At 47.7% G+C, this 11,485-nt stretch carries 19 protein-coding genes; 17 read left to right on the forward strand and 2 right to left on the reverse strand.

The genetic code is table 11. The features are described from left to right. Window positions 1–46: 46 nt before the first annotated feature. The 11 genes from ACVC9U_RS22990 to ACVC9U_RS23040 all read left to right on the forward strand — a co-directional run bounded on the left by ACVC9U_RS22990 (window position 47) and on the right by ACVC9U_RS23040 (window position 6,377). A complete protein-coding gene (locus ACVC9U_RS22990) occupies window positions 47–229 on the forward strand; it encodes a hypothetical protein (RefSeq protein WP_441390007.1) in 183 nt (60 codons plus the stop codon). A 116-nt stretch (window positions 230–345) separates the two neighbouring features. Continuing rightward, window positions 346–672, forward strand: a complete 327-nt coding sequence (locus tag ACVC9U_RS22995) for a hypothetical protein (RefSeq protein WP_441390006.1) — start codon at window positions 346–348, stop codon at window positions 670–672. After that, window positions 672–1,088, forward strand: a complete 417-nt coding sequence (locus ACVC9U_RS23000) for a hypothetical protein (protein WP_016885259.1) — start codon at window positions 672–674, stop codon at window positions 1,086–1,088. Before ACVC9U_RS22995 ends, ACVC9U_RS23000 begins: the two co-directional genes overlap by 1 nt. After that, window positions 1,072–1,455: a hypothetical protein gene (locus tag ACVC9U_RS23005; RefSeq protein ID WP_441390005.1), complete on the forward strand. Its 384-nt coding sequence runs from the start codon at window positions 1,072–1,074 to the stop codon at window positions 1,453–1,455. Before ACVC9U_RS23000 ends, ACVC9U_RS23005 begins: the two co-directional genes overlap by 17 nt. A 15-nt stretch (window positions 1,456–1,470) precedes the next feature. Beyond that, on the forward strand, window positions 1,471–1,701 hold the full coding sequence (locus ACVC9U_RS23010; protein WP_441390004.1) for a hypothetical protein: 231 nt from the start codon (window positions 1,471–1,473) through the stop codon (window positions 1,699–1,701). A gap of 18 nt (window positions 1,702–1,719) precedes the next feature. Next, a complete protein-coding gene (locus ACVC9U_RS23015; RefSeq protein ID WP_441390003.1) occupies window positions 1,720–2,487 on the forward strand; it encodes an ATP-binding protein in 768 nt (255 codons plus the stop codon). Beyond that, the gene (locus tag ACVC9U_RS23020; RefSeq protein ID WP_441390002.1) at window positions 2,484–2,984 is read left to right on the forward strand and encodes a hypothetical protein; all 501 of its coding nucleotides are present in this window, start codon (window positions 2,484–2,486) and stop codon (window positions 2,982–2,984) included. Before ACVC9U_RS23015 ends, ACVC9U_RS23020 begins: the two co-directional genes overlap by 4 nt. Next, complete coding sequence (locus tag ACVC9U_RS23025; protein WP_441390001.1) at window positions 2,981–3,193, forward strand: hypothetical protein; 213 nt, start codon at window positions 2,981–2,983, stop codon at window positions 3,191–3,193. Before ACVC9U_RS23020 ends, ACVC9U_RS23025 begins: the two co-directional genes overlap by 4 nt. Then, window positions 3,186–3,974, forward strand: coding sequence for a BRO family protein (locus tag ACVC9U_RS23030; RefSeq protein WP_441390000.1), 789 nt, complete (start codon window positions 3,186–3,188; stop codon window positions 3,972–3,974). Before ACVC9U_RS23025 ends, ACVC9U_RS23030 begins: the two co-directional genes overlap by 8 nt. A gap of 18 nt (window positions 3,975–3,992) precedes the next feature. After that, window positions 3,993–5,342: a DnaB-like helicase C-terminal domain-containing protein gene (locus ACVC9U_RS23035; protein ID WP_441389999.1), complete on the forward strand. Its 1,350-nt coding sequence runs from the start codon at window positions 3,993–3,995 to the stop codon at window positions 5,340–5,342. 21 nt (window positions 5,343–5,363) lie between these two features. Next, window positions 5,364–6,377, forward strand: a complete 1,014-nt coding sequence (locus tag ACVC9U_RS23040; RefSeq protein ID WP_129093890.1) for a toprim domain-containing protein — start codon at window positions 5,364–5,366, stop codon at window positions 6,375–6,377. Between the two features lie 94 nt (window positions 6,378–6,471). Here ACVC9U_RS23040 and ACVC9U_RS23045 read toward each other — a convergent pair whose 3' ends face one another. Next, window positions 6,472–6,939: an ImmA/IrrE family metallo-endopeptidase gene (locus ACVC9U_RS23045; RefSeq protein ID WP_441389998.1), complete on the reverse strand. Its 468-nt coding sequence runs from the start codon at window positions 6,937–6,939 to the stop codon at window positions 6,472–6,474. 5 nt (window positions 6,940–6,944) lie between these two features. Continuing rightward, window positions 6,945–7,274 (reverse strand): helix-turn-helix domain-containing protein, encoded by a 330-nt coding sequence (locus ACVC9U_RS23050; RefSeq protein ID WP_046132595.1) that lies wholly within the window; start codon window positions 7,272–7,274, stop codon window positions 6,945–6,947. Between the two features lie 339 nt (window positions 7,275–7,613). Here ACVC9U_RS23050 and ACVC9U_RS23055 point away from each other — a divergent pair, with 339 nt between their 5' ends. From ACVC9U_RS23055 to ACVC9U_RS23080, 6 genes are all read left to right on the forward strand, one after another. Further along, the gene (locus ACVC9U_RS23055; RefSeq protein ID WP_046132594.1) at window positions 7,614–8,141 is read left to right on the forward strand and encodes a hypothetical protein; all 528 of its coding nucleotides are present in this window, start codon (window positions 7,614–7,616) and stop codon (window positions 8,139–8,141) included. A 141-nt stretch (window positions 8,142–8,282) separates the two neighbouring features. Beyond that, entirely contained in the window at window positions 8,283–8,435 is a 153-nt protein-coding gene (locus tag ACVC9U_RS23060; RefSeq protein WP_164972520.1) for a hypothetical protein, read from the forward strand. After that, window positions 8,432–8,956 carry a hypothetical protein gene (locus ACVC9U_RS23065; protein ID WP_144573590.1) on the forward strand — a complete coding sequence of 175 codons (525 nt, stop codon included), beginning with the start codon at window positions 8,432–8,434 and terminating at the stop codon, window positions 8,954–8,956. Before ACVC9U_RS23060 ends, ACVC9U_RS23065 begins: the two co-directional genes overlap by 4 nt. A gap of 248 nt (window positions 8,957–9,204) precedes the next feature. Next, window positions 9,205–9,972 carry a hypothetical protein gene (locus ACVC9U_RS23070; RefSeq protein ID WP_145677629.1) on the forward strand — a complete coding sequence of 256 codons (768 nt, stop codon included), beginning with the start codon at window positions 9,205–9,207 and terminating at the stop codon, window positions 9,970–9,972. A gap of 22 nt (window positions 9,973–9,994) precedes the next feature. Continuing rightward, a complete protein-coding gene (locus tag ACVC9U_RS23075; RefSeq protein ID WP_016885241.1) occupies window positions 9,995–10,429 on the forward strand; it encodes a PDDEXK-like family protein in 435 nt (144 codons plus the stop codon). A 40-nt stretch (window positions 10,430–10,469) separates the two neighbouring features. Further along, a partial coding sequence (locus tag ACVC9U_RS23080; RefSeq protein WP_441391694.1) for a hypothetical protein occupies window positions 10,470–11,485 on the forward strand: 1,016 nt, incomplete at its 3' end.

Consider the following 11,485-nt stretch of genomic DNA (forward strand, 5'->3'; position numbering starts at 1 on the left):
GGGTTGACGTTATGAGGTGAAAATACACGGAATGGGGGCGTTAAAATTGACGGACGAAATCGCAGACCTACGCTGTACTGTAGCCGAATTGATTGCGGAGAACGAGCGGCTGAAGAAGGCGCTGAAATTAATCGAATCGAAGTCGGAGATTCCCGAAGAACCAGTCGATTTAATACCGATTACTGAGCTATACGAAATAAACTTACACGCAAAGGAGGCGCTAAGATGACACGGCGTGATGACATTATCGAAGATATTCGGCTTTTACAGCACGAAATTTACGAATTGGAAGAAGAGATTCGCGAATTAGAAGAAGAACTCGAAGCGTTAGAGGAGGACGAATAGATGAGCGAAATTAAAAAGCCGGTAATTACGAAGGATCAGTCGGATTCGATAGAGGCGTTTTTAGAGGTGGGGACAAAAGAAGAACTGCTTACTGCTAAAGTGCACTGTTGTCATTTTGGAGATGAATATTCCGGAATTAATACTATTGACATCATGACGCTCGCGGCCGCATTAATCAACGGATATGAAGTCGAAAAGACGCCGGAGGAGAAGGTGCGGGAGTTTTACGAATCTCACGGAGGTTCACCTAGCGCAGAGGAACGGAAAGCGGCCATTCGCGAAACATTATACAAACTAGGAATCAAAATCGAAGGAGTGAATGCGTAATGACAAAAGACGATATCGAAGCGATCCGTCAGCGTGTAGAAGCGGCAACGGGGGGATATTGGGGCGCAGATGATCATGAATGGCCGGGAAACGAAAATCTTCGGTATTGGGTAAACACACATTGGGACGGCGTTGCGGCGGCAGTAACGAAAGAAGACGCAGAGTTCATCGCGCACGCCCGGCAAGATATTCCGGCTTTGCTCGACCACATTGCGGAGCTTACGTCAGAGATAGCGAGAATGTGTCCGATTGCCGACCGACCCGTTATTGAATCGTTGTTAGCGGAAAAGGATCACATGGCGAAGGAAATTTCGGACTTGCGTCGTAAAATCGACCTCTACGAATCCTATGCGCAAGAATACGATTATTATGCGATTCTTAACGAAATGGGTGACGAAAATGCCGACGACAGATAAACCGTTATCCAAGTGGAATGTGCGCGACTTCCAGGCGTATTTAAAAGCGGAGCATGAGCGGCTGTACGGCGTCCCTTACGTTCCGATGCCTACTCGCGAACCATGGAAGGCAGAAGCGGGGATGCTCGGGCGCTGGGTCGGAACGAAGCGGAAGCCGGGCGAATACGGACCGGAAGTGACGAAGCGCTTCATCGATCTGTGCTTTGCGGAATACAGGCCGACGGCAGAATGGCCGGGCGTCAGCTTCGGATTTATGCAGAAGTGGATGGGACGGAATTTACAGCGGGCAGTGGCGGAAATCAGGGCCGAAGAAGCGGCGCAACAAAGGCGGGAACAGCAGGCGGAAATCGGCGACGACTTTTATTAAACGGAGGGATTGCGAATGAGCATCGGACTTGAAATAAAACGACTTTTAGACGAAGGTTATACGGTGAAATCTGCGGCGGCTGGAAGAGTCGGAGAAATAACCAATGTATCAGACAGCGGACATCAGATTTATTTTCGTCCACGAAATAAGAAATGGATCGGTATTACGACATTTAATATCGGAGATAAAGTTCGTATCGAAAAACGTGACGATCATTATGTGATAGTAAACGTAATCGAGAACTAACGAAAGGAGTGAACGCCATTGACTAACGAAAGAAACTGCGTCCTGGCTAACGGATGCAAAGCGGCCGGCACGTCCGCCTGTAACCGCCAATGCCCGCACTTCATCGCACTACACGGCGCATCGGGCAACGGCGGCCGGTCTGCGGCGGCAGGATTACCGCGAGAATATCGTTTGACAACGCTCGCCAATTCGCCAGCCAGAGCGGGGCAGCCTGCGGTATATCAATCGGTTGAAAACTACGTCAAGACGTTCGAGCGCCAGTTCGAGCAAACGGAAGGCTATATCGAACCGGCTGACCGGATCAAGTCGTTGTATCTCTACAGCGCGAACTCCGGCACCGGAAAGACGACGACAGCGGCGGCAATCCTTAACGAATGGCTGCGCATCCATTACAGCGGGTCTTTGCGGAGAGGTTTAACGCCGTCACTGCGTCCGGCCTATTTCCTCGATGTGAACGAATGGCAGACGGAATTCAACCTCGCAACCATGACGAACGATGAGGACGGCCTGACGGAGTTCAAACGAAAGATGACGCTTGCGATGGCGGCTCCATTTGCGGTACTGGATGACGTTGGAGTACGAGATTGTACGCCTGCATTTCGCGGCTATCTTCACGCAATAGTTAACGCAAGAGTGACGAATCAGTTACCGACTGTCTACACGAGCAACATTGCGATCGAACGGCTGCCGGACGTTTTCGGAGAGCAACGTCTGACGGACCGTATTCGTGACCTATGCCGCGTAATTGAATTCGAGGGCGAATCGAAAAGGGGGCTGCGGAGATGAAAACGGAGATCACTTTCGGAGACCTGGTCGCAGTAGACGGATATCCTGACCGCATATTCTTCGTGGATGCGCGTCGAGACGTTAAGGAAGCGGATGATACCGGCGTTTCTAATTACGTTGAATTCGATCTGGCAGACGCAATTCACGGCGAATGGATTCTCGCTGATTCGAACGACATCCGCCTAGTCTGCCGCAGTCAGTTTGTTGACGAATATCTTGACGGAGTTGATTACGAAAACTATCCGGAGCCGGAGGGAACGGCGTTTCACTTTGCGGAATTTCTTCCGGAATTGCCGAGTGCCGATACCATGGCTAAGCTTAGCGAAGAACTAGAAAAGGCGGGGAGTGAAATGGCGAAAGACAAGACGAAGAAAATCGATGAGCTACTCGACGAGTTAAACGATTACAAGCGTCTGGAAGCGATGTATGGTGACGAAGAATACAAGGCGAAGCAGGACGAGGTAAAGGCGAAATTAAAGCGGGAGGTTGAGCGATGATGCACCGCCTACTCTATCCGTTAAAGTGGACGTTTGCTGCGCTTGGCTGGGCGTTTTATTACATCGGTGTCGCTGCGGATTCCGTTTCGGATATGCTCGGCAAGGTCGCCGACTATTTCCGTATTCGTATCGAAATCGCGGAGCAACTGAAGAGGGGCTCTAGAGTCATTTATATCGAGAAGAAAAAGAGGAGGAATCATTATGAATGAATTGAAAAAAGTGTTCAATTACCAAGATCAACAGGTCCGAACAGTCGTTAAGGATGGCGAACCTTGGTTTGTTGCAAAAGATGTTTGTGATGTTTTAGGAATTACGGACGCTCGAAAATCAGTGAATTTGCTAGATGAAGATGAGCGGAATAGTGTTCCGGTCACCGATTCATTAGGACGAAATCAAGAAACATTCATCATCAACGAGCCGGGCCTTTATTCTCTGATTTTAAGAAGCCGCAAACCAGAGGCCAAACAGTTCAAACGCTGGATCACTCACGAAGTCATCCCAACAATCAGGAAAACAGGCGGCTATGTAGCAAATGACGATTTATTCATACAAACGTATCTGCCGTTTGCAGACGAACAAACAAAACTTTTATTTAGCGCAACTTTAGAGACTGTACGCAAACAAAACGAAGTAATCTCCGAAATGAAACCGAAAGCGGAGGAACATGATCGTTTTATCGCCGCGACAAACGTTCAAACGTTGGAGCAGGCAGCCAAATCGATCGGCATTGGACGAAATAAATTAACGTCATTCTTACGAACAATCGGCGTATTTGTGCGGAAAGAAGGTTCACCGGTTCCTTATCAGCGCTACATCAACGAAGGATATTTTAAAGTCAAACAGTCGCCGTCTAGATATTACGGAGTTAACTTTGTGCAGACGTACGTTACTGCGAAGGGCGTCTCCTTCATCGATAGGAAGCTGGAAGAGTACGGAGGAGCACGAGCGGTCAACGCATTGAGGATGAAGGAAATCGAACATATAGCGTAAGAAGAGGAGGGATCGCGGATGAACTACGGTGTTTTAATGCTATCGAAGGTAATCGAACAGAACGATCCGAATGCGCTGTTGCGCTTTAATATTACCGCCGAGGATCTGCCGACGGAAGGCGAACGCAAGGCACTTCGATACATCACGGAATATGCGGAGAAACACGGAGGGCAGGCGCCGACGGCCGAAATGGTTGCGAATGAGGTGCCGGACTTCCAGCCGGATTTTAATATCGAGGCCAATTACGATTACCTTGCGGAAAAATTGAAGAATTACGCGTCCTTACGGGACTTTTCCGAAATTGTTAACGGTAGAGGAGACGGCGGAGAATCCGAATTTATGAAGCGGTGGGAGAGCGCGCAAGATAATCCGGAAGAATTTTTTTCTTGGTTGACGGAGCAAGCCGAAAGATTTAAAATTAGAACAAACGTTCGTAGTTCGGTTGGCACCGACATCAAAAAAGATATCGACAAATTCAAAGCCGAATATGAAAACCGAAAGGCTGGTGAGTCTTTCCGGATCTGGCGCAGCAAATTCGACTTCATAAACCGGGCGATGGGCGGCTATGTTTCGTCGAACGTATACGTTATTTATGGGAAGTCCGGCCGGGGAAAATCGGCCATAGCGTTGGAGGAAGCGATTAATTGCGCGATGCAGGGGGCGAACGTTCTGATTTGGTCGATGGAGATGGGATGGTATGAGGTTCTCGTCAGGCTTTACGTTTCCATTTCGGCAAGCATTGGCGTGACAAAAGCGAATCTTGATGGCGTCGATATTGAGGCCGGATTTAATTCGCGGGATGTTCGCCAGGGAAAGCTATCCGACGAATTCGAATCCGGCTTTATGGAGTTCCTCGATAAGATGAACGAATTGATTCCGGGCAACATCATTGTCCGCGCGGTAGACGACGAGGACTTCGACTCCCGGAAACTCCGCGATCTGAAGGCGGATATCCTTGAAACGAAAGCTGACGTCGTGCTAATCGATCCGTTTTACTATTTAGATTACGAAAAGAACACGTCAAAGACTGCGGGTGGAGACGCGGCCGAAACATCGAAGAAACTCCGTCGTCTAGCCGGTCAAACAAAAACGACTGTCTTTGCGTTGACGCAAGCAGAAGAAGGTGAAGGGAAAGACGCTGATTCCGAATTAAAGTTGCCGCAGCGTAAGGACGTCAAGAAAACGAAGGCGTTGCTCGAAGATGCTGCGTTATTGATTGCGGTGGATACGAACGCAGAGGAAGGGCGAGGCCTGATCGGTCTGAACAAAGGCCGTGATGGCGGCGAAGGGAAGAGCGCTGAGATCATTTATCTGCCGCAGTTCGGCGTCATTAAGCAGCTAGGGGGAGCGGATCAGTTCGATTTCTAAGACGAAAGGAGTGGGACTAAAGTGCCGACATTGACGTTAAACGGCCGTCCGGTCGACGTCGACATACGATATGAGCTCGAACAGTTCGAATGGACGCGGCCGACCTGGACGGACGAGCGACTCCTGTCCGCAAGCCCTTTCCGATATGACCGGTCGCCGAGCTTTTACGTTTATCTCGAAGACACGGCGACCGCGAAGGCCGGCTATTGGGGTGATAGCGGCTATTATGACGCAGAGTATGCACGGGGTGGCTTCGTTAAATTACTTGCGTTTTTACGCGAAGAAACCGAAGAGGAGACGGTCGAATACCTAATCGATTCGTACGCGCCGGAATCAGACGACGGTAAATTAACGCTGAGGCTGCCGAAGCTGAAGATCGCAAAGAATCGCGAACCGTTGAGCGAATCGATTCTCGACGACGTGACTGCGGGGCCTAACGATTATTTAAACAAGCGCGGAATCATGCCGGCTGTCCAGCGGCTAATGGGCGTCGGTATGGCTGGCGGTGCGGTTGCGTTGCCTTGGCGGTTGCCGAACGGGCGGCTTGCTAACGTAAAGTACCGGTCAACGCGGGGCAAGGCGTTCTGGTACGTCAAAGGCGGCTGGCCAATACGGGACCTTGTTTACGGAATGAATGTCGTGTATGACCGGCGGCTGAAGCGTGTTGTCTTATGCGAGGCGGAGATCGATGCGCAATCGTGGATGACGGCGGGAGTGCCGGCGATCGGAACCGGTGGGTCTTCGTTCAACCAACGGAAGGCGGACATTATCGTTCAGTCTCCGATCGAACACGTAACCATCGTGACGGATAACGATAAGGCCGGCGAGAAGTTGCGGGCGGAGGTCGAGCGTTATTTATACGGGAAAGTCGGACTGGCACACGGATATATTACGGAAGGAAAGGATGCGAATGAACTATTGATTGCGAAAGGGAGAACGGAGTTGATGGCGGTGTATGAGCGTGCGGAGGACGTCAAGAGCTGGCGTCTTAAGTTACCTAAACAGCCAAGTCTTGCGTTGACGGGCGACACTTAATCCCGTCAACGACCGACTACTGGTTATTCTTCGACGATCCATTCGTACAGGTCGTCCATACCTCCTTAAAAAGAATGTATGTTCGATTTTTAGGTTAAAAAGAATTGTCAATCCACTCTATTACACCAAGTGGTTCAAAACAAATGGTGTATCCACCGTAGTTAACAGTAGCACCGTATTTTTCTTTATAGCGCTTAATGGCGTCATCTAAAAATTCTTCTGTAATCTCAAGGTACTGAGCAAGCTCATACCTATTTTTTATAGCTTCTTTGTGGGCTTGAACAATTTTGGACAAAGGTACTAGCTTTTCGTAAGCCCACGTTCTCGCAATTTTTTCTTGTATTCGCTTTTCAATTGTATCTTGATCAACTATATCCCCACTCGATGTATAATAATGACCAAGTTCTTCGGCAAGTATACAAGTTTTTTCATAAGAGGTTTCCATGTTTTTATTAATCAAAATAACATTTTTTGAGTACAATCCCTTGAGTCTATGAGGCATTTGTTTTTCATAGGTGTCTATACCAAGGTGAGTAGCCTCCGAAAGTAATGTTTCGTACATCTCAACTACTCCTGTTGTTTTCTTTTTAAGCGGACAAACTCTTTGAAACGTTCGATCTCCCTTAACTCTTCTTCTGTCCAATCTTCACCATCGTGATGAGCGGCTATAGTATCTATGTCGTATTGGCCTTGTATTTTCGGATCATCGGTACGGCCAAGTAGGTAGTCAACAGATACATTGAAGTAGTCGGCTACTTTTTTGAGTTTGTCACTCGAAGGGTTATTCTGCTTCCATGAATAAATAGAGTTTTTTCCGAATCCTACATTTTCTTCTAGTCTTGAGAGGCTTATGCCTCGATCTTTACAAAGTTTTTTAACTCTTTCAAACGTAATCATATCAACCATCCTTAATGGCTCATGAAAACAAACTAAAGAAATCTTTAAAAAACAAGTTGACATTTAAAGAAATCTTTAATAAACTGTGTTCATAAGCTATTTATTCAGCTTCTTAGACACTACAAATTAAAGCCTTAAGCTACGTCTCCCAACGTTTCAGGCTGTTTTTGTAGGGTTTATTTAGATATGTCTATACTCTACAATATTCTTTAATTTATGTCAACAAAAAGCTAAATAATTAGCAAAAAAAATAAAGATAAGAAAAAATTCCGGAAACGATGTCCCAAAAGTAAATGCCAACTACGTGTTATATAGTGTAGGGCAAAGGAGGAAAAACATTTGAAAGAAAAACAATTGAATAGGATTAAAATTGCTTTGGAGAGCGGTGCCGTTCCATATGTCATAAGGGAGTCAGAAAGAATCGCTCATCTAATTCCAGATTTCACTTCTTTTGAGCAAGAATGCTATTGGCGAATCGGAAAAGCTTTGTTGGCATTCAGAGACAACGGGAGAGAGAAGAAAGCTCTCATTCAAAAAATAATCAGAAGTGTAAGAGCTGACTTTTTAACCGGGAAAAAGAGAAGAATCAGATACGACACCTCATTCGAAGGTGAGGATGGAACTGTATGGGAACCTGAAGACATTTCGGCGAACGTCGTAGGCGAGGTTTTATTAAAAGAAAAGATCGCCCTGTTGGCGCAGGACGACCCACGAAAAAAAACGATATTGGCAATTTGGAACCGAGGATGCACAAACGATTCGGAAATTTCATCGCTTTTGGCGAAGCGATTTGGAGGAAATCCCGAGTCTCACCGTAAGTTCATCCAACGGTTCAGGGCACACTGCCAATCCCAATTAACAGCGTAATTTTCTATACGTAACTAGCCCGGAAGGCATTCGTTACATCCTCATCATATACAATCTGTTGTCAAAAGACAAGCGAACAGTATGCGAACACACCTTTCGGTCTAGTGCGTTTTACCTAAACAATATGGAGGCGAACGTACTATGAATATCCCCAAATTTATCGATTTTAATACGTATCCAGCGCTAGATCAGCGCAAACTTACCGAAATTTTATATCAAGGCGCATGGCCGGTCGACGAAGATCCGGCGGACTACTACCGTCCACTTTCGATCCAGGTGGTGCGCGTCGGATGAAAGTAACGCTATCCCACCACGCAAAGAAACGAATTACCAAGCGCTTTAAGATCGGCAACCAAACGCCGGAAGCATGGGCGTCGCAGATGTTATCTAATGCGATTTACTGCGGCATCGGTCCGGACAACAACGGAAAAGATGCTCGGATGTATTCCCATCGTGGAGCAACGTTCATGCTTGCGGTAGATGCAGACGTTGTTAAGACCGTGATCCCACCGAATAAAAGCTACATCAATCGAATTCGGCGTAAAGTGACGAATTTCATTGCGGAAGAAATTACGAAAATGTCGCAACAAATTACGGAAGAGGTGGCTAGGATCGATAAGTTTCGCGATGAACTCGAAGAAGAGATCGCACATTTAGAAGACCGTTTGTCGCGCGCCCGGTCATTATCGACTAAATTGGCGTTGCAATCTCGAATTAATGCGGTTCGTATGCGTATTGACGAATTGCCGGCGGAATCGCACGAATTAAGACGCGAACTGACGCGTACAGCGAGAGGAGTTGCCGCCTATGTCTAACGCATGGTTGTTCGAAATATTTGCGGTGATTGCCGCGCTTGTACTTGGCCGACTTATTTACGAAGTTAATCGCGAAGAAGGCGAATGAGGGCGGCGGACATTGCGGCCCGGCGCTCGGAGAATGTCGGGGCGGCCGTTAAGTAACAGAGTCGCGTCGCTACTGCTTAGCGCTGGCGGCGTTTCGGACGCAGATACCGGCATTTTGCGAGGGCGAAAAGCCTCAAAATTAAAACGTAGGGGGAAATCGAATGGGCCAATTTCAAAAAGGCGTGGCGGCGCTCAATGCTTTAAACTCAACGAACGAAGGCGGAAGTGGAAACGGGATGGAATTTACGAGCTTTAAGTCGGGATCTTCCTTCAAGGTTCGCGTACTCGGTACCGAAGACCTTATTCGTTTCTACAGCTACGGTATCTACAAGAAAGTAAACTCGTTTGTTGCGCAGAATCCTAGCAAAATGAACGATAAAGGCTTTCCGGTTGCGGACTACACACCGTGGGATCTCGCTTGGAAGTATTATCAGGATTTAAAGAAGGAGGCTGCGGATAAGGGCGACTCAAAAGCGGAAGAGAAGTACAAGGAAGAAGCCGCCAAGTATCGTGTCAAAGAACGTTATGCACTCGGATTCATCGACTTAGAAACAGGCAATCCAATCATCATCGACCTTTCGAAAAAGCAAGCGCAGGCCGTTTACGCAGTTATCACGAAGTTCGAAAAGAAACTCGGAAAGGTTGCGTTTGAGCTTTCGAAAACGGGTTCCGGAACATCAACGACGGTCAGCTTAACGCCGTTTATCGATATGGAAGAGGATCTAACGGATAAGGAACGCGAGAACTTCAATAAATACGACGGAAAAGAATTCGATATGTCTTTGTTCGACGGCCTCCTTTTCGAAGCCGACGAGAAGACGCAGATTGAGAACCTAGTCGCAGCAGGATTCGATATTAGTCTGATCGGCTTATCACTGGGCGCCGGATCCAATAACGAAAAAGATGACGAAGAAACTTTACCGTTTTAATAAAACGAAGGGGGACGATTGAATGGCGCATCTAACCGAAGTTGTCGGAAAATACTCGGAGGTTGTCGCAGAGTTGGCGCTGTTAGCGAATGGGTACGCAGTATCGCGCCCCCAACTCGCGCAGCCTTACGATTTCAAGGCGGAAGACCCGCTGAATGGTCGCGAATACAAGGTTCAGGTCAAAACGTTTCGACGTAGGCCTGACCGCAAAAATGAACTCGTTCTATACGCAACGAACGGAAAAGGCGAGCCCTACGATCGGTCCGACGTTGATTATTTTATCGGCGTATTGGGTGATCCGGGCGAAATGCCTCGCGTTTGGATGTTTGAAAACGAAGGAAATCAGCGCGAATATTGGGCGAAATCAACTAATCGTGCGAGCAAGCGGTGGGTAGAACTGCCGCTGTCCCTTAATCGGGAACTTTACGAAGTTAAAAACGAAGCGGAGGCGGTTTGACCTTACCGGGTCGGACGGTCAATAAAAGGAGGACGATTCGATGTCGAAACTTACTGGCGTTAAGACTCTCGATATGGTGAACGGTGAAATTACGAAGGTTGCGTATAACGGTGCGGAGTATGAGCGTGTGGAAGGCGAGGGGAAGCTAGGTGATATTGGATTAAGAATTTCAGAACCAATGACATTCGTATCGCTCGGTCATTTCTATCCGGTTATCTACGATAGTGGATTAAGGTATATCGATGATGACGGAGATCTAATGGGCGTACAACCGGGAACCTTTTCATTCTTCCGCAAAGTCTCCGCATCTCAACCGTCATTAGAAGATCGCGTCAGCACAAACGAAAAGGATATCGAATCCCTAAAATCCGACGTTGCTGCGCTAAAAGGCGAAGCCAAGACGGAATACGTACGGATTGCCAAGAGCGAAGCGAAGGCGGGCGATTTCGTTAAGTTTGACGAAGCTCCAAACGAATATCTAACCGCAGATAAGTATTACGAAATCTATCGCGTAGATGGACATGGAGATCCGCGTATCATTGATGACGAAGGATGCGATTTTGATACCTACGAACATGTTTTCGAAGTCTACCGCAAAGTCAGCGCCGCCGAGCCGAAGCCTGAACGCCTGAAAGTCGGTGATTATGCGAAGGTTGTCGGGAACGAAAGCGGTCATTACGCGGAAATCGATGAAATCGTACTAATAAAAAGAGACGACAAAGATTTTGCGCCCTTCCATTGCGAAAAATTGAACGGAGATGAAGCCGGAATTTTTTACGAAGATGAACTCGTCCACGCAACTGACGAAGAAGTTGCCGAAGCAAAAGACGCGGCAGCTCGCGCAAAGTTTAAGAAAGGCGCTAAAGTTCGGCTGAAATCAGGCGGCGGCAAACTTCCTCTTTGCGGGTATGAGAACGGAAAAGTATATGAAGTCGAAAACCCCGAATACCCACACATACGTGGCAAGAGCATTAGTATTACCGGGGGTGAGTGCTTTCGCGGATACGCAACGCCTGATCAACTCGAACCCCTAACGGAAGAGGAGGCCGCAGAGAT

It is taken from the genome of Bacillus sp. GM2 (assembly GCF_056155945.1).

Coding starts and splice junctions, on each gene's coding strand:
- ACVC9U_RS23050 (WP_046132595.1), bottom strand. CDS start 7,274: ATGATTACGTTTGAAAGAGTTAAAAAACTTTGTAAAGATCGAGGCATA.
- ACVC9U_RS23030 (WP_441390000.1), top strand. CDS start 3,186: ATGAATGAATTGAAAAAAGTGTTCAATTACCAAGATCAACAGGTCCGA.
- ACVC9U_RS22995 (WP_441390006.1), top strand. CDS start 346: ATGAGCGAAATTAAAAAGCCGGTAATTACGAAGGATCAGTCGGATTCG.
- ACVC9U_RS23060 (WP_164972520.1), top strand. CDS start 8,283: ATGAATATCCCCAAATTTATCGATTTTAATACGTATCCAGCGCTAGAT.
- ACVC9U_RS23025 (WP_441390001.1), top strand. CDS start 2,981: ATGATGCACCGCCTACTCTATCCGTTAAAGTGGACGTTTGCTGCGCTT.
- ACVC9U_RS23005 (WP_441390005.1), top strand. CDS start 1,072: ATGCCGACGACAGATAAACCGTTATCCAAGTGGAATGTGCGCGACTTC.
- ACVC9U_RS23020 (WP_441390002.1), top strand. CDS start 2,484: ATGAAAACGGAGATCACTTTCGGAGACCTGGTCGCAGTAGACGGATAT.
- ACVC9U_RS23065 (WP_144573590.1), top strand. CDS start 8,432: ATGAAAGTAACGCTATCCCACCACGCAAAGAAACGAATTACCAAGCGC.
- ACVC9U_RS23000 (WP_016885259.1), top strand. CDS start 672: ATGACAAAAGACGATATCGAAGCGATCCGTCAGCGTGTAGAAGCGGCA.
- ACVC9U_RS23045 (WP_441389998.1), bottom strand. CDS start 6,939: ATGTACGAAACATTACTTTCGGAGGCTACTCACCTTGGTATAGACACC.
- ACVC9U_RS23035 (WP_441389999.1), top strand. CDS start 3,993: ATGAACTACGGTGTTTTAATGCTATCGAAGGTAATCGAACAGAACGAT.
- ACVC9U_RS23010 (WP_441390004.1), top strand. CDS start 1,471: ATGAGCATCGGACTTGAAATAAAACGACTTTTAGACGAAGGTTATACG.
- ACVC9U_RS23070 (WP_145677629.1), top strand. CDS start 9,205: ATGGGCCAATTTCAAAAAGGCGTGGCGGCGCTCAATGCTTTAAACTCA.
- ACVC9U_RS23075 (WP_016885241.1), top strand. CDS start 9,995: ATGGCGCATCTAACCGAAGTTGTCGGAAAATACTCGGAGGTTGTCGCA.